This is a genomic window from Streptomyces sp. NBC_00096 (assembly GCF_045041305.1).
Taxonomy (GTDB): domain Bacteria; phylum Actinomycetota; class Actinomycetes; order Streptomycetales; family Streptomycetaceae; genus Streptomyces.
In genome coordinates, this window is the sequence record NZ_CP108221.1 from 5329372 (window position 1) to 5346626 (window position 17255).

Consider the following 17255-nt stretch of genomic DNA (forward strand, 5'->3'; position numbering starts at 1 on the left):
CCTGTCGTGGGCCGCGCTACGTATCGCAGTCCAGCACCGTGCGGCACAGCCCGCAGCGGGCCCGCAGCGGCCCTTGCCCGGCCGGCAGCCGCAGCCGCTGTTCGCACACCGGGCACGCGAAGCTCACCCGCAGCCCGTCCCCGTGCTCCTCGAAGCGGTACGCCGCCCCCTGCCCGGGGGCCGCCGGGGCCGCTGGGGCCGCTGGGGCCGCCGGGTGGTCCTCGGCCCGCCTGCGGTCCCGGGCGTACCGGCGCCGCTCCGGCCGGCCCGCGGCCGCCAGGGGGGCCCGGCGCAGGTCCTGATCGGCCAGGGCGCGGCCGCGCACGTACGCCTCGTAGGCCTGCGGACTGGTGAACCACGCCGAGAGGTCCTCGCCGCCGAGGAAGCGGCCGCGCTTGGCGAGGACGTAGCCGAACTCCTCGGGCGTGAGGTAGCCGAGCTTCTGGTGGCTGAGCTCGTCCTCCCGGTAGGCGTCGAGCAGCAGCCAGCCGGCGCCGAGGTAGGCGGCGGCGGTGTCGGTGAGGATCTCGTTGTCGGCGGTGGTGGCGAACCGCAGGTCCAAGCGGTGCAGCAGGACGTGCGTGACCTCATGGGCGAGGGCGGCCGCCAGATCGCGGCGGTGGGTGCGGAAGCGGTCGTTGACCTCGACGAAGTACTCCGGGCCGGCGGTCAGTTCCACGGCCGCGGCGTCCCGCATCGCGCGGAAGCCCACCACGATCCGCGCGTCGGGCAGCCGCAGCGCCCGGACCATCTCGGAAGCCACCCGGTGCGCGCCGGGGTACAGGTCCTCGGTGGGGGAGAAGGCCGCGTCGGCGGGGGCGAAGGACGTGTCGTAGGCCCGGAGCCCGTCGCCGGAGAGCCGCCGGAACAGCGCGGTGATGGACCGGCGGACCGTCTCGACATGAGGAAATCCGTGCTGGACCGGACTGCTGCGCCGACGGTTCTGCGTCATGGGGTCCCTCCTGCCGGAAGTTGTCCGAAAAGGCGTTCTTGAAGACGCTCGCGCGCGCGGTGTGTCATGTACCCGTCACACGAACCATTCGACGCCGTTCGAGTGCGCCAGGCACCCGAACGGCACGCACGGCCCAACCCCCCACGAAAGGCAGTGTGTCGACTGTGTCCACCCTTGCCAGTGCACTCAAGCGCGCCCTCGCCGTCGGCGCGGTGGCCCTCGCCGCCGTCAGCCTCCAGCCCGGCTCCGCCACCGCCTCCCAGGCCCCCGTGGTCGGCGGAACCCGCGCCGCCCAGGGCGAGTTCCCCTTCATGGTGCGCCTCTCCATGGGCTGCGGAGGAGCCCTCTACACCCAGCAGATCGTCCTCACCGCAGCCCACTGCGTGAACGGCTCCGGCAACAACACCTCCATCACCGCCACCGCCGGGGTCGTCGACCTCAACAGCTCCAGCGCCATCAAGGTCAAGTCCACCAAGGTGCTCCAGGCCCCCGGCTACAACGGCTCGGGCAAGGACTGGGCCCTCATCAAGCTCGCCAAGCCCATCAACCTCCCCACCCTCAAGATCGCCGACACCAAGGCCTACGACAACGGCACCTTCACCGTCGCCGGCTGGGGAGCCACCCGCGAAGGCGGCGGCCAGCAGCGCTACCTCATGAAGACCACCGTCCCCTTCGTCTCCGACGCCTCCTGCCAGGCCTCCTACAACGGCGAGCTGGTGCCCGCCGAGGAGATCTGCGCCGGATTCGCCGCAGGCGGCGTCGACACCTGTCAGGGCGACTCGGGCGGCCCCATGTTCCGCCGGGACAACGCGAACGCCTGGATCCAGGTCGGCATAGTCAGCTGGGGCCAGGGCTGCGCCCGCCCCGACTACCCCGGCGTCTACACCGAGGTCTCCACCTTCGCCGCCGCGATCGCGAGCGCGGCCGCGACGCTCTGAGTCCGCCGCCTCAACCTTCCGGCCCCCCGGGCCCGCCCGGTACGGGCCGGAAGGATGAGGCGTTTTGCCCCACATGTACGTAAGGTCGGCGGAAGTACCGCGAGGCCGGAACAGAGCCGTTCCGGCCCCGCGGCATGCTCCCGGCGGTCTGCTGTGCGGTTGCGGGCCCCGTCGCCCGCAGGTCCCATGGAAAGAACCCTCCGGGTGGGACGGCACAGGCAGCGGGCGACAGTGGGGCAGGCGGCGCATGGCGATCAGAGTGATCATCGCGGACGACCAGGAGATGGTCAGGACCGGCTTCCGGATGATCCTCGAGAGCCAGCCCGACATCGAGGTGGTCGCGGACGTCGTCGACGGCGAAGCGGCCCTCGCGGCCGTCGCCGAACACCGACCGGACGTCCTGCTCCTCGACATCCGCATGCCCAAACTCGACGGACTCGAAGTCACCCGCCGGCTCTCCGGCCAGGAAACCCCCCGCATCGTCATCGTCACCACCTTCGACCTCGACGAGTACGTCCACGCGGCGATCCAGGGCGGCGCGTCCGGCTTCCTCCTCAAGGACGCGAGCCCGGCCATGCTGGTTGAAGCGGTCCGGGCGGCAGCCGTCGGGGACTCGCTCGTCTCACCCGCCATCACCGTCCGCCTGCTGCGCGAAATGGCCCGCCGCACACAGGCCTCCCCGCCCGCCCGCCGCCCCGCGGAACCCCTGACGGAACGGGAACGCGAAGTCGTACGCTGCCTCGCGCGCGGCCTGACCAACGCCGAGATCGCCGGGGAACTCTTCGTCTCCCTCTCCACGGTCAAGACCCACCTCGCCAACGTCCAGGCCAAACTGGACGCCCGCAACCGCGTGGAAATCGCCGCCTGGGCCTGGGAAAGCGGCCTGGCAGGCACCCCAGCGTGACCCACCGGCACCACCCGACACCGCCCCCGGCCACCTCCCGCACCGCCGCGGCGCGCTGCGGGTCCCCTGGCCGACCTTCCGACGCCGCCGGGCGAAATCAGCCCCTCCGGCGTTTGAGGAGCGGGGTCCGGGGCGGCGCCCCGGGAGGCCGGCGCGCAGCGTCCCCGTCGACCCCGGCCCCCACGGGTGCTGTCGGCGCCGCCGGGCAGTTCCAGCCCCTCCGGCGTTTGAGGAGCGGGGTCCGGGGCGGCGCCCCGGGAGGCCGGCGCGCAGCGTCCCCGACGACCCCCGCCCCCACGGGTGCGGGCCGGAGCCCCCGCACCACCAGGGGGCTCCGAAAGCCCGGCGGGACCACCACCAGGGGGCTCCACAACGCCGGGACACACCCATGAGCCCCCTGGGGCCATGGGCCCGCCGCCACCCCTACGCCGCGGACTGGATCCGCATCCTCCTCTCCGTCACCCTCCTCGCCCTCGTCACCTTCGAGGGCGTCGTCCTCGCCCGCCAGCCCAGCACCCCGCACGCCGCCGTCTGGGTGTCCGGCATCCTCGTCTGCCTCAGCGCCGCGCCCTGGCCGGGCATCCCCCTCCTCGTACGCTCCTGGTTCGCCGTCGTCGTCACCTGGACCGTCAGCCTCCTCCTGATCTTCGGCAACCACCCCCTCGTCGTCTGGGGCGGCGGAGAGGCCATCGCCCTCCTCGTCCTGCTCTCCCAGATCCTGCTCCGCACCCCCGCCCGCACCGCCGCCGTCCTCGGCCCGCTCCTCGGCCTCGGCTGCATGGCGGTGCCCGTGCGGGACGCCGACCCCGGCCGGTTCACCCTGCTCTTCTCCGTGCTCACCGTCGTCGTCACCGCGTACTCCCTGCTGCTGCGCCTGCAGTCGGTCCAGCGCGTCCGCGAGCTGCGCGCCGTACGAAGCGCCGAGCGCCTGGAGCTGGCACGCGAGCTGCACGACCTCGTCGCCCACCACGTGACGGGGATCGTCGTCGAGGCACGGGCCGCCCGCTACACCAAGGTCTCCGCCGAACGCGCCGCCGAGATCTTCGGCCGCATCGAGACCGCCGGGGACGAGGCGCTCGGCTCCATGCGCCGCCTGGTCAAAATCCTCCGCGAGGGCGCCCAGGACACGAGCCCGGGCCCGGGAGCAGGCCCGGGAGCAGGCCCGGGCTCGCGCGGCGCAGCCGACACCGCCCCCGTCGCCGGTCTCCGGGAGATCCGCGGGCTGACGGAACGGTTCGCCGCCACCGGCCCGCCCGTGGCCCTCTACATGGAGCAGGGCCTGGAGACCAAGCTCCCCGCCGACGTCGCCGCCACCGCCCACCGCATCGTCCTCGAAGCCCTCACCAACATCGGCAAGCACGCCGCGACCGCCACCGCCGTACGGATCGGCCTGCGCACCGTCCCGGCCGGCCTGGAGGTCCGCATCGCCGACGACGGCGGCCGACCCGCCCGACTCTCCGAGAACGCCCGAGGCGGCGGCTACGGCCTCGTAGGCATGGCCGAACGGGCCGAAGCCCTGGGCGGCTCCCTCACCGCAGGCCCCGCCCCCGAAGGCGGCTGGCTGGTCACAGCACTCCTCCCACTCTGAAAACGCGCCCGCCGCCCCAGGCCCCACGGGTACTGCCGGCCCCACCGGGCAATTCCAGCCCCACCAGGCAATTCCAGCCCTCCCGGGCAAACCCAGCCCCGCCGGCGTTTGAGGCGCGGGGTCCTGGGGCGGCGCCCCAGGAGGCCGGCGGCCGGCGTTCCCGGCGACCCTGGCCCCGACGGGTACTGTCACCCCCCCCCCCCCCGGCAATTCCAGTCCCGCCGGGTAAATCCAGCCCCGCCGGCGTTTGAGGCGCGGGGTCCGGGGCGGCGCCCCGGGAAGCCGGCGAGCAGCGTCCCCGAAGACCCCCGCCCCCGGGCCCCGCCCCACCCGCGCAGCCACCCGTCTCAATGGCCGACCGGCCGAGGAACCGCCCGCGCACGCCACGTATTCTCAGGAACCATGAACACCAGGGACATCGACGAGAGCGTCAGCGCCGAGCTGGCCCGGCTCAGGGACAGCATCGACAACATCGACGCGGCCGTGGTCCACATGCTCGCCGAGCGCTTCAAGTGCACCCAGCAGGTCGGCCACCTCAAGGCACGCCACCAGCTGCCCCCGGCCGACCCGGGCCGCGAGGCCAGCCAGATCGCCCGGCTGCGCCAGCTCGCCGAGAACGCCAAACTCGACCCCGCCTTCGCCGAGAAGCTCCTCAACTTCATCATCGCCGAGGTCATCCGCCACCACGAGACGATCGCCGCGGGCGAAGAGTAGCCCCCTGGGGCCCGGCGCCGTTATCCGGCAGCATGGGCCCCATGTCCGCATTGACGCGCAACGAAGCGCAGCTCCGAGCCCAGCTCCTCGACGTCCAGCAGTACGAGGTCGCCCTCGACCTCACGACCGGCGACGAGACCTTCGAGTCCCGCACCGTCATCCGGTTCACCACCCGCACCGCCGGAAACACCTTCGTCGAGCTGAAACCGGACGAACTGCGCTCCGCCGAGCTCGACGGACACCCCCTGGACCCGGCCGACCTGACCGACGGCCGCCTCCCGCTCACCGGCCTCGCCGAAGGCCCCCACGAGCTCCGCGTCGACGCCCGCATGCACTACTCCCGCACCGGCGAGGGCCTGCACCGCTTCACCGACCCCGCGGACGGGGAGACGTACGTCTACACCCAGATGTTCCTCGACGACGTCCAGCGCGTCTTCCCGGCCTTCGACCAGCCCGACCTCAAAGCCGTCTTCGAGTTCACCGTCACCGCCCCCGACGACTGGACCGTCCTCGCCAACGGCATCACCACCCGCACCGGCGACAGCGGCGCAGGCGCCACCGGCGGCGCCGTCTGGAAGTCCGCCCCCACCCCGGTCATCTCCACCTACCTCGCCGCCGTCGCCGCCGGCCCCTGGCACAGCATCCGCACCGAACACGCGGGCCTCCCCTTCGGCATCCACTGCCGGCGCTCCCTCGCCCCCCACCTCGACGCGGACGCGGCCGAAATCCTCGACATCACCACCGCCTGCTTCGACCGCTTCCACGAGAAATTCACCGAGCCCTACCCCTTCGACTCCTACGACCAGGCCTTCGTGCCCGAGTTCAACGCCGGCGCCATGGAGAACCCCGGCCTGGTCACCTTCCGCGACGAATACGTCTTCCGCTCCGCCGTCACCGACGCCGAACGCCAGCGCCGCGCCGTCACCATCGCCCACGAGATGGCCCACATGTGGTTCGGCGACCTCGTCACCCTCAGCTGGTGGGACGACATCTGGCTGAACGAATCCTTCGCCGAATTCATGGGCTACCAGACCCTCATCGAAGCCACCCGCTTCACCGAGACGTGGACCGGATTCGGCATGGAACGCAAGCCCTGGGGCTACGACGCCGACCAGCGCCCCTCCACCCACCCCGTCGCCCCCGACGCCTCCGCCGTCCCCGACACCGCCTCCGCCCTCCTCAACTTCGACGGCATCTCCTACGCCAAGGGCGCCTCCGCCCTGCGCCAGCTCGTCGCCTGGCTCGGCGAGAAGGACTTCCTGGCCGGCATCAACACCCACTTCGCCCGCCACAAGTTCGCCAACGCCTCCCTCGCCGACTTCGTGGACTCCCTCGCCGCCCACACCGACCGCGACGTCCACGCCTGGGCCGGGATCTGGCTGCGCACCACCGGCGTCGACACCCTCACCCCGCGGATCGAGGAGAGCACCGGCGGCTGGACCCTCACCGTCGACCGCACCGGAAGCCGCCCCCACCACATCGCGGCCGGCCTCTACGACCGCAGCCCCGACGGAGCCCTCGAACTCCGCGAGGTCCTCGCCCTCGACGTCCCCTCCGACGAGGTCCTCTCCGCCGGCGGCCCGCGCCCCGCCCTCCTCGTCCTCAACGACGGCGACCTCACCTACGCCAAGGTCCGCCTCGACGAAACCTCCCTGGAAAGCGCCCTGAACGGCGTCTCCCGCATCCCCGACCCCCTCACCCGGGCCGTCGTGTGGAACTCCCTGCGCGACATGGTCCGCGACGGCGAACTGGCCGCCGCCGACTACCTCGCCACCGCCGAGGCCCACGTACCGCAGGAGACGGACCTGGCGATCGTCCAGGCCGTACTCACCTTCGCCCGCAGCCAGATCGCCGACCGCCACCTCACCCCGGAACACCGCACACAGGCCCTCACCACCCTCACCTCCATCGCCCGCGCCCTGCTGCGGCACACCGAGGACGGCTCCGACCCCGGCCTGCGGCTGGTCGCCGTCCGCGCCTTCATCGACAGCGCGACCCAGCCCGACACCGTGGCCGCCTGGCTCGCCGAAGGCACCGTCCCCGGCGGCCCCGAACTCGACCCCGAGCTGCGCTGGCGCATCCTCGCCCGGCTGTCCGTCCTCGGCGCGACCGGCGAGAGCGACATCGCCGAAGCGCTCGCCGCCGACCCCAGCGCCACCGGCCAGGAAGGCGCCGCCCGCTGCCGCGCCGCCATCCCGACGGCCGGCGCCAAGGCCGCCGCCTGGGACCGGCTCTTCCACGACGACACCCTGTCCAACTACCTCTTCACCGCCACCGCCCAGGGCTTCTGGCAGCCCGAACAGGCCGATCTGGTACGGGAGTACGTACCGCGCTTCTACCCCGAGGCCGTCGCCCTCGCCGCCCGCCGCGGCCCCGCCATCGCCGACGCCGCCGGCCGCTGGGCCTTCCCCGGCCACGAGATCACCGAAGCCAACCTCCAAGCCGGCCACACCTGCCTCGCAGACCCGGCCATCACCCCCCTCCTCCACCGCAAACTGGTCGACCAACTCGACGACCTGTCCCGCGCCCTCCGCACCCGCTCCTGACCCGGCCGGGCGGGGCCGGGCCGGAGGGAGCCCAGCCCAAGAGGCCCGGCCGGGCCGGGCGGGAACCTGGTCCAAGGGACTCGGCCGGGCCGGGCCTGAGGGAACACGTTTTGGGGGACTCAGCCGGGCCGGGGACGGGGACGGGGTGGGGTGTTGGCCGGGACGTAAAACGTGATTTGTGGCGCGCAAGCCCAGTAGCAATCGAAGCACCACCCCGGGCGCCATAAATCATGCAGTCCCGGCCAACACCCCACCCCGGCCCCACCCCACCCCACCCCACCCCACCCCGGCCCCGTTCACCGCCCGGCCAGGGCACTCGCACCGGCCGGAAATCGCCCCTCCATAAACCCGGGCGGTTACCCCATTCGGGTCGGATCGTTGTACCGGCCGGGTACCCGAACCCGCCCGCCCGCGCGGCAACGCCCGCCCGCCGCCGAACCGTTCCCGTGAGGACACCGCATGACAGCGCCCCCCGGCACAGGCAGACGCGGCACGGCCCCACTCGCCGGCGGAGCCCACGGTCCGGACGCCCTGCGACCCCTCCTCGACACCGTCCTCGAGGCGCTCCGCACCGGAGCCCGCGCCCGCGGCGGACCACTCCCGGCCGGCGGACCCCACGCCGTGGCCGCCCGCGTCGCCGCCGCACTGGGCGACGTACTGCCCGAACACGGGCACGGAGACCACGAAGCCCTGCGAACCCTCGTCCACACCCTCACCGCAGGCGCCGCCGACCCCGCCGACCCCCTGTGCGCCGCCCACCTGCACTGCCCGCCGCTCGCCGTCGCAGCCGCCGCCGACCTCGCCACCAGCGCCCTCAACCCCTCCCTCGACTCCTGGGACCAGGCCCCCGCAGCCTCCGCCCTCGAAACCCTCCTCACGCGCACCCTCGCCGCCGAGTTCCACGACACCCCCCACCCCGACGCCGTCCTCACCACCGGCGGCACCGAAGCCAACCAACTGGCACTCCTCCTCGCCCGCGAACGCCACGGCCCCCAGCTGACCGTCCTGCACGGCGCCAACGCCCACCACTCCATCCCCCGCGCCGCCTGGCTCCTGGGCCTGCCACCCGCCCGCACCCTCCCCACCCCCACCGGGACCCTCACCCCCGCCACCCTCGCCGAGGCCCTCGCCACCACCACCGGCCCCGTCCTCGTCACCGCCACCGCCGGCACCACCGACGCCGGCCTCATCGACCCCCTCGGCCCCCTCGCCGACCTCTGCGACCACCACGGCGCCGACCTCCACATCGACGCCTCCTACGGCGGCCTCCTCACCCTCAGCCCCCGCCACCGCCCCAAACTCACCGGCCTGGGCCGCGCCCGGTCGATCACCATCGACCTGCACAAACTCGGCTGGCAACCCATCGCCGCCGGACTCCTCACCGTCCCCGACACCAGCCTCCTGGCCCCCCTCGACCACCGGGCCGACTACCTCAACGCCCCCGACGACACCCGAGCCGGCCTACCCGACCTCCTCGGCCGCTCCCTGCGCACCACCCGCCGCGCAGACGCCCTCAAAATCGCCACCACCCTGCGCTCCCTCGGCCGAGACGGCCTCACCGACCTCATCGACCGCACCTGCGCACTCGCAGACCAGCTCGCCCAACTCCTCGAAGCACACCCCGCCTTCGAACTCCACGCGGCGCCCACCATCAGCACCGTCCTGTTCCGGCCCACCCACGCCGATGACACGGCCCTCGCCGCCCTGCGACGCACCCTCCTCCTCGACGGCAGCGCCGTACTGGGCCGGGCCACCGCCGACGGCCGCCTGTGGCTCAAAGCCACACTGCTCAACCCCCACACCACGGCGGGGGACCTGGACGCCCTCGTGAACCTCCTGGAAGGCAGCACCCACCGATGACCGCCCAGCTCGATGCACCCCACGACCTCGTCGGAATCGGCATCGGCCCTTTCAACCTCTCCCTCGCCGCCCTCGCCCACGGCCTGCCCCACCAAGGCGCCGGAGAACTGGCCACCGCCTTCTACGACCAGCGCCGCGACTTCCGCTGGCACCCCGGACTCCTCATCGACGGAGCCACCCTCCAAGTCCCCTTCCTCGCCGACCTCGTCACCCTCGCCGACCCGGCCAGCCCCTGGTCCTTCCTCAGCTACCTCAAGCACAAGGAACGGCTCTTCCCCTTCTACTTCGCCGAAAACTTCCACATCCAGCGCGCCGAATACGACGCCTACTGCCGCTGGGTCGCCGGCCGCCTACCCGGACTCCACTTCGGCCACCAGGTCGACGCCGTCCGCTGGAACCCCGAACGGGACCTCTTCGAAGTCGACTTCACCCAACTCGATGCCGACGGCGAAGCCGAAGCCCTCGGCCGCACCTACACCCGCAACCTCGCCCTCGGCATCGGAACCGCCCCCTACGTCCCCGAACCGCTGCGCCCCCTCGCCGAAGCCCCCACCGTCCCGGTGATCCACTCCTCCGAGTACCTCGACAACCGCCAACGCATCCTCGGCGCCGACCACGTCACCGTCATCGGATCGGGCCAGTCCGGAGCCGAGGTCTTCCTCGACCTGCTGCGCTCCCGCCCCGCCGGCCACGAACGCCTCACCTGGCTCGCCCGCACCCCCTCCTTCGCCCCCATGGAGTACTCCAAGCTCGGCCTGGAACACTTCACCCCCGACTACACCCGCTACTTCCACTCCCTCCCCGAACCGGTCCGCGACCGCCTCGTCCCCGCCCAATGGCAGCTCCACAAGGGCATCGACGCCGCCACCATCGCCGCCATCCACGAGGAGCTCTACCGCCGCACCCTCGACGGCGGCTGGCCCGACGCCGTCCTCACCCCCGGAGTCAGCGTCCGCACCGCCGGCCGCGTCGCCACCACCAAGGTCGAACTCCACCTCGAACACATGGAGCAAGGCACCCGCTCCCGCCTCACCACCGACGCCGTCGTCCTCGCCACCGGCTACAAGGAACGACCGCACAGCCGCATCCTCGCCGGGCTCGACCCCTACCTGCGCAAGGACTCCTCCGGCCGCCCCCGCATCGACGACCGCTACCGGATGATCACCGACCCGGCCGTCAGCGGCAGCATCTTCGTCCAGAACGGCGAACGCCACACCCACGGCGTCGGAGCCCCCGACCTCGGCCTCGCCGCCTGGCGCAGCGCCGCCATCCTGAACACCCTGACGGGCAAGGAGCCCTACCCGCAGCCCCACCGCACCGCCTTCACCACCTTCGGACTCGAACAGCGGGAGCACACCCGGCCCCAACCCGCCGGCGAACTGCTCCCCCTGGTCGAGCACCCGTAAGAAGAAACGTTCAGCAGACCATTGCTCAGAAGACCGGTATCCCGGCCCGGGTCAGACGCCAGTCCACGGACGCGAACTGAGCCGGGTCCACCGTCCCCTTCGCCTTCACCCACTGGATGATCGTGTTGCGGATCTCCTCAGAATTCGCCCACACCTGCCTGGCCTGCGGCACGTGCGGGAAGTTCCCACCACCCGAAGCCCGGTAGTTGTTCACCGCCAGCACGAACTGCGCCGCCGGATCCACCGGCTTGCCCTGGAAGGACAGCCCCGAGATCCGCGAACCCACCGGCTCGGAGATGTCGATGTCGTACACCAGCCCGTACACGGCGTCGTAGTTGTAGTCCGGCGTGCTCTCCGCGTTCGTCAGCTTCGCCGGATCCACCACCTCACCCGGAGCGGTCCGCACGTAGTACCGCGCCGAGTACTCCAGGTACGCCTTCACCTGCGCACCCGTCAGCAGCCGCGCCTCCAGCGTGTTCTCGAACGGATACAGACCCGCCGCATCCTTGATCGTCACCTGCCCCGCCGGAATCGACGCCGTCCGCGAGAAACACGAAGCCTGCGACAGCACAGGCAGCGCCGCCCACTCCGAACCCGCCAACGCGCCCTTCACCGTCTCCGCCTGCACGTGGTTGATCAGATCGATGATCGCCACGTCCTTGACCGGACCGTCCGCCGAGGACATCGCCTGCGTGGACGTACCGATCACCTGGTTCACATACGCCACGACCTTGCGGTGCTCGTCCGACAGCAGACCGACGATCTTCGGATCCTCCACCGCCGTATTCGAGTTCACCACCCGGGCCGACACCTTCGCGACCGACCAGCAACCCTTCGCCCACGTCAGCTCGAAGTCGAACAGCGTCAGACGCTGCCCCCACTTCAACGGCTCCGACAGCACCACGTCCTTGCCCGTCGCCTTGTTCTTCACCCGGTACTCCGGGATCTCCGTGTGCGCGTGCCCCACCAGGATCGCGTCGATCCCCGGCACCTGCTCCGCCACCAGAGCCGCCGCGTTCTCGACGTACGGAAGCTGGTCCCCGTAGCTCGACGTACCGCTCGACCCCGAATGCGCCGACACGATCACCACATCCGCACCCAGCGACCGCAACCGCGGAACGTACTTCGCAGCCTGCTCCTCAAGACCCGGGAACGTCATCTTCCCCTGCACGTTCGCCTTATCCCAGATCGCGATCCCCGGATTCGTCAGACCCAGCACCGCCACCTTCACATCCCGCCCGTGCGGAGTCCGCAGCCGGTGCATGCTGTACGGCGCGAACGCCGGCCGCAGTGTCCGCGCATCCAGCGCGTTCGCACCCAGCAGCGGGAAATCACACTGCTCCTCGAACTTCCGCAGCACCGGAATGCCGTAATTGAACTCGTGGTTCCCCAGCGCCGCCGCGTCGTATCCGATCGCATTCATCGCCTGCGCCATCGGATGCACCGGACCACGCCGCGCGGTGATCGGATCCACCTTCGCGTAGTAGTACGACAGCTGAGTGCCCTGAATGGTGTCACCCGCGTCGATCAGCAGCGTGTTGCACCGCCCCTTCTCCGCCCGCACCTGATTCACCAGCGTGGAGATCTTCGCCAGACCCACATCGTTGTGCGCCTTGTCGTCGAACTCCTTGTCCGTGAAGTAATCCCAGTTGAAGACGTTCCCGTGCAGGTCCGTCGTCCCCATCACCGTGAACGCGTACGTCCTCGGCCCCGCGGCCGAAGCCCTGCCGGCCGACGCGTCAGCCGCGGCGGCCGGGGTGCTCGTGGCCCCCGCCAACGCCACAGCCGCACCCGTCGCAGCCGAAGTGCCCAGAAATGTCCTACGGTCGAACGCCATGCCATCTCCCCTTGTGAGGTGCGTGTGTACATGCAGGCAACGCGCGTAGATTCTGACCCACCAGTAACAAGCCGCAACACCCCCACCAGGTTTCGATCCGATGACCACACCCATACGAGCAGCAGTGCGACAGTGAAACCATGACCCAGGACGCATCGCACCAGCCCTACGGAACCCCCGAAGTCCCCCGCGTCGCAGTCCGCGGCGAAGCCACCCTCGAAGTCGACCCCGAAATCGCCCGCATCGGCATCACCGTCAGCGCCCGCGGAACCGACCGGCGCACCGCACTCGAAGACCTCACCCGCCGCAACAACGCCGTCCTCGACCTCGTCAAAAGCTACGGCGACCCCGTCGAAAAACTCGAAACCGGCGCCTTCTCCATCACCCCCGAACTCACCCGCCACGGCCGCGGCGAACGCATCCGCGCCTACCACGGACGCGTCCACCTCACCGCCGAACTCAACGACTTCACCACCCTCGGCGAACTCACCACCCGCCTCGCCGACCTCGAACTCACCCAGGTCGACGGCCCCTGGTGGGCCCTGCGCCCCACCTCACCCGCCCACGGCGAAGCCCGCCGCCAAGCCGTACTCGAAGCCGTCCAACGCGCCCGCGAATACGCCGCCGCCCTCGGAGCCAACCTCGCCGCCCTCGTCGAACTCGCCGACCTCGGAGCCGAAGCCCCAACCCCCTTCCAGGGAGCCCGTCCCGGCGGAGGCGGCATGCGCACCATGGCCTTCAGCGGACAAGAAGACACCACAGCCCCCGCACTCGACCTCGAACCCCAGCGCCAGACCGTCTACGCGCAGGTGAACGCACGCTTCACCATGACCCCTCCCCAGCTGTGAAAACCTGAAAAAACGGCACCCCGGGGGTGCTCATCAGAGCACCCCCATGCACATTCAACAATTGTCAACAACCTTTTGCTCAAAGGTTGTTGAGTGGACACCCGGAACCAATTTCCTACTCCCTGGTAGGGGCATACGCTCGCCCCATGCGCCGAGCGAAAATCGTATGTACCCTGGGCCCCGCCACCGACTCATACGACCAGATCAAAGCCCTGGTCGAAGCCGGAATGGACATCGCCCGCTTCAACCTCAGCCACGGCACCTACGCCGAACACGAAGAGCGCTACCAGCGCGTCCGCAAGGCCTCCGACGAAACCGGCCGCAGCGTCGGCGTCCTCGCAGACCTTCAAGGCCCGAAGATCCGCCTCGGCCGCTTCCGAGAAGGCCCCGTACTCCTTGAACGCGGCGACGAGTTCACCATCACCGTCGAAGACCACGAAGGCGACCGCCACACCTGCGGCACCACCTACAAAGGCCTCGCCACCGACGTCACCACCGGCGAACGCATCCTCGTAGACGACGGCCGCGTCACCCTCGAAGTCACCGCAGTCGACGGCCCCCGCGTCCACACCCGCGTCATCGAAGGCGGCATGGTCTCCGACCACAAGGGACTCAACCTCCCCGGCGTCGCAGTCTCCGTACCCGCCCTCTCCGAAAAAGACATCCAAGACCTCCGCTGGGCCCTGCGCATCGGCGCCGACGTCATCGCCCTCTCCTTCGTCCGCAGCGGACACGACATCGAAGACGTCCACCGCATCATGGACGAAGAGAACCGACGCCTCCCCGTCATCGCCAAGGTCGAAAAGCCCCAGGCAGTCGAGAACATCGACGACATCGTCGCCGCCTTCGACGGAATCATGGTCGCCCGCGGAGACCTCGGCGTCGAAATGCCCCTGGAACAAGTCCCCATCGTCCAAAAGCGAGCCGTCAAACTCACCAAGCGCAACGCCAAGCCCGTCATCGTCGCCACCCAAATGCTCGACTCGATGATCGACAACTCCCGGCCCACCCGCGCCGAAGCATCCGACGTCGCCAACGCCGTCATCGACGGCACCGACGCAGTCATGCTCTCCGGCGAGACCAGCGTCGGCAAATACCCCATCGAAACCGTCCGCACCATGGCCCGCATCATCGAAGCCGCCGAAGAAGACATCCTCGCCAAGGGCCTCCCCCCACTCACCGACCGCAACAAGCCCCGCACCCAAGGCGGAGCAGTCGCCCGCGCCGCCGCCGAAATGGGCGACTTCCTCGGCGCCAAATTCCTCGTCGCCTTCACCCAGAGCGGAGACACCGTCCGCCGACTCTCCCGCTACCGCTCACCCATCCCCCTCCTCGCCTTCACCCCCGACCCCTCCACACGCTCCCAGCTCAACCTCACCTGGGGCGTCGAAACCTTCCTCGGCCCACACGTCGACTCCACCGACGCCATGGTCGCCCAGGTCGAAGAACAGCTCCTGCGCATCGGCCGCTGCGTACCCGGCGACGTCGTCGTCATCACCGCCGGCTCACCCCCCGGCGTCACCGGATCCACCAACCTCGTCCGGGTCCACCACATCGGCGACGCCGTCCGCTGACGCCCCCGCTGACACCGCGCGCCGGCTACAGCACCTCACGTATAAGACGCACCGCGTCGGGCAACTCCAACCGGCTCTCACCCGCACTCGGGAAGTGCCCGCCCGACGCGGTCACCCGCGCCTCGGCGCCAAGCTCCCGCACGAACCGCAGCACATGCTCACCCGTCGCCTCCCCGGTCACCGGATCGTCCGCCGCGTGCAGCACCCGGAACTCCCGCGCCGCCCTGCGGATCCGCCGCCAGTCGAACTCCGGCGTGAAGAACGGCGCCAGCGCGTCATACCCCACCTCGCCCGACATCGACGCCACCAGCACCACCCCCGCGAACGCCCCCTCAGCCTCCGTATCGTGCCGCTGAAGCAACCGCAGCACATTCACCCCACCCAGGCTGTGACCCACCAGCACGGTCTCACCGGCCGGCGCCCCCGCCGCCTCCTCCTCCAACTCCCTCAGCCACACATCGGCCTCCGGAGCGAACGGCTCGGGGAAGTTCGGAATCCGCACCTCGTGCCCCTCGGCGGCGAACTCCTCACCGGCCGCCGAATACCAGTGCTCCCCGCCGTTCATCCCGTACCCGTGCGCGATCACGACCTTGCCCATGGCTCCGCCCCCTGCTCCGCTCGATCCCTAAATCAAAACGCTCCGCCGCGTTTTGATAAAACGGTAGGGCTTATCTTGAAGCCGTGTCAATCACTCCTTCGGGCACCCCCCGCACCGGCGGCCGCCTCCGCAGCGAAGACGCCCACCACTCCGTCCTCGAAGCCACCGCCGCACTCCTCGTCGAGAACGGCTACGGCGCCCTCACCATCGAGGGCGTCGCCAAGCGCGCCAACGTGGCGAAGAGCACCGTCTACCGCTGGTGGAAGTCCAAGCCCGCCCTCGTCATGGACGCCTACACCCACGAAACCGCCGCCCGCGTCCCCGAACCCGACACCGGCACCCTCGCCGGCGACCTCACCACCTTCGTCGCCGACCTCTACGGCATCGGCCGCGACCCCGTCCGCGCCAAGGCCCTGACCGGCCTCATGGCCGAAGCCCAGCTGGACCCGGCCTTCGCGGAACCCTTCCGAGCCTGGGTCGCCACCCGCCGCGAGGTCGTCGCGACGCTCCTGACCCGGGCCGTCACCCGCGGCGAACTCCCCGCCGCCACCGACCTGGCCCACGCCACCGACCTGGTCTTCGGCCCCTTCTGGTACCGCCTCCTGGTCGCCCACGCCCCGCTGGACCCGGCGGAGGCGGAGGCCCACGTTTCGACGGTCCTGGGCGGCCTCACGGGCCGCCGCTAGTACTTCGGCCCGATGTGTTCGTCCATGAGCGCGACGGACGCCTTGCGGGCGATGGACACGTTGAAGGGATCGCAGCCGCGGGCCAGGACCGTCCACTGGACGCCGACCTTGGCGAGGGTGTCGGTACAGAGCTTCCGGATGTCGTCGGACTTGTTGGTGAAGAAGTACCGCGGGTACTCGTAGCGCTTGCCGTTGCGGACGGTCCAGTTGGTGACCCGGCACCCGTCGGAGTGGATCAGCCCCCGGAGGAACTCCCAGGGGTGGGCGTCGACGATGGCCTGCTGCCAGTCCTCAAGGGTGATGCGGCGTTCGTGCTTCTTGCCTGGGCCGTGTTGTGGGAACAGGCAGGTGAGGTGCTTCGAGTACACCTTGACGTCGTGGCAGCCGGCCTTCCGTGCCCGGCACACCCGGTTGAAGGGGAACACCTGCCGCATCGACTGTTCCGCGGAGTCCATGAGGCCGGGCCACTTGTCGTCGCAGGTGATCCTCAGGCTCGGCACGCGGTGACCCGGGGGCTGGCTGATGTAGCCATCGCCGAGATAGAGGCCGAGTAGGTAGGAGTAGGAGGCGGCGTTGGTAGGGGTTGCGCAAGGTGCGGCCGGGTTGAGGAGGGGGTCCACTCGCTTTATCCAGGAGCGGATCGCAGCCCGGGATATCCCGGTCTCCTTGCTCACAGAGTTCATGCTGCGGCCGTCGGCGAGTAGGTCGAGGGTGCGTATGCGCGTGGCGACGTCGTACATGTGGCCGACGCTGCTGCAGGCGATACGTCCGCATGTTGGATTTCGGCAGACTTCGCCAGAAAGG

General features: G+C 70.6%; 14 protein-coding genes. 10 read left to right on the plus strand and 4 right to left on the minus strand.

Annotated elements, in window-relative coordinates; translation table 11 throughout:
* Positions 1–16: 16 nt before the first annotated feature.
* Complete coding sequence (locus OG904_RS23540; protein ID WP_405494071.1) at positions 17–952, minus strand: hypothetical protein; 936 nt, start codon at positions 950–952, stop codon at positions 17–19.
* Positions 953–1107: 155 nt separating this feature from the next.
* Between OG904_RS23540 and OG904_RS23545 the strand changes: the two genes are divergently transcribed.
* The 7 genes from OG904_RS23545 to OG904_RS23575 all read left to right on the plus strand — a co-directional run bounded on the left by OG904_RS23545 (position 1108) and on the right by OG904_RS23575 (position 10908).
* A complete protein-coding gene (locus tag OG904_RS23545) occupies positions 1108–1890 on the plus strand; it encodes a serine protease (protein WP_405494073.1) in 783 nt (260 codons plus the stop codon).
* Between the two features lie 247 nt (positions 1891–2137).
* Entirely contained in the window at positions 2138–2794 is a 657-nt protein-coding gene (locus OG904_RS23550; RefSeq protein WP_405494075.1) for a response regulator, read from the plus strand.
* A 388-nt stretch (positions 2795–3182) separates the two neighbouring features.
* On the plus strand, positions 3183–4382 hold the full coding sequence (locus OG904_RS23555; RefSeq protein WP_405494077.1) for a sensor histidine kinase: 1200 nt from the start codon (positions 3183–3185) through the stop codon (positions 4380–4382).
* A gap of 402 nt (positions 4383–4784) precedes the next feature.
* Positions 4785–5096 carry a chorismate mutase gene (locus OG904_RS23560; RefSeq protein WP_328298074.1) on the plus strand — a complete coding sequence of 104 codons (312 nt, stop codon included), beginning with the start codon at positions 4785–4787 and terminating at the stop codon, positions 5094–5096.
* A gap of 41 nt (positions 5097–5137) precedes the next feature.
* The gene (gene pepN / locus OG904_RS23565; protein WP_405494079.1) at positions 5138–7642 is read left to right on the plus strand and encodes an aminopeptidase N; all 2505 of its coding nucleotides are present in this window, start codon (positions 5138–5140) and stop codon (positions 7640–7642) included.
* Positions 7643–8101: 459 nt separating this feature from the next.
* On the plus strand, positions 8102–9502 hold the full coding sequence (locus OG904_RS23570; RefSeq protein WP_405494081.1) for a pyridoxal phosphate-dependent decarboxylase family protein: 1401 nt from the start codon (positions 8102–8104) through the stop codon (positions 9500–9502).
* Positions 9499–10908: a lysine N(6)-hydroxylase/L-ornithine N(5)-oxygenase family protein gene (locus OG904_RS23575; RefSeq protein ID WP_405494083.1), complete on the plus strand. Its 1410-nt coding sequence runs from the start codon at positions 9499–9501 to the stop codon at positions 10906–10908. Before OG904_RS23570 ends, OG904_RS23575 begins: the two co-directional genes overlap by 4 nt.
* Positions 10909–10933: 25 nt before the next feature.
* Here the strand turns inward: OG904_RS23575 and OG904_RS23580 are convergent, their stop codons facing one another.
* Positions 10934–12745, minus strand: coding sequence for a bifunctional metallophosphatase/5'-nucleotidase (locus OG904_RS23580; RefSeq protein WP_405494085.1), 1812 nt, complete (start codon positions 12743–12745; stop codon positions 10934–10936).
* Positions 12746–12885: 140 nt separating this feature from the next.
* Here OG904_RS23580 and OG904_RS23585 point away from each other — a divergent pair, with 140 nt between their 5' ends.
* Positions 12886–13593: an SIMPL domain-containing protein gene (locus OG904_RS23585; protein WP_405494087.1), complete on the plus strand. Its 708-nt coding sequence runs from the start codon at positions 12886–12888 to the stop codon at positions 13591–13593.
* A 146-nt stretch (positions 13594–13739) separates the two neighbouring features.
* Entirely contained in the window at positions 13740–15167 is a 1428-nt protein-coding gene (gene pyk / locus OG904_RS23590; RefSeq protein WP_405494089.1) for a pyruvate kinase, read from the plus strand.
* 25 nt (positions 15168–15192) lie between these two features.
* Here the strand turns inward: pyk and OG904_RS23595 are convergent, their stop codons facing one another.
* Entirely contained in the window at positions 15193–15765 is a 573-nt protein-coding gene (locus OG904_RS23595) for an RBBP9/YdeN family alpha/beta hydrolase (RefSeq protein ID WP_405494091.1), read from the minus strand.
* Positions 15766–15848: 83 nt separating this feature from the next.
* On the opposite strand from OG904_RS23595, the gene OG904_RS23600 reads away from it, so the two are divergent.
* Positions 15849–16451 (plus strand): TetR/AcrR family transcriptional regulator, encoded by a 603-nt coding sequence (locus OG904_RS23600; RefSeq protein WP_405494093.1) that lies wholly within the window; start codon positions 15849–15851, stop codon positions 16449–16451.
* On the opposite strand, the gene OG904_RS23605 is transcribed toward OG904_RS23600, so the two are convergent.
* On the minus strand, positions 16448–17191 hold the full coding sequence (locus OG904_RS23605) for a transcriptional regulator (RefSeq protein WP_405494095.1): 744 nt from the start codon (positions 17189–17191) through the stop codon (positions 16448–16450). The two genes, OG904_RS23600 and OG904_RS23605, sit on opposite strands and share 4 nt — an antisense overlap.
* Between the last annotated feature and the right edge of the window lie 64 nt (positions 17192–17255).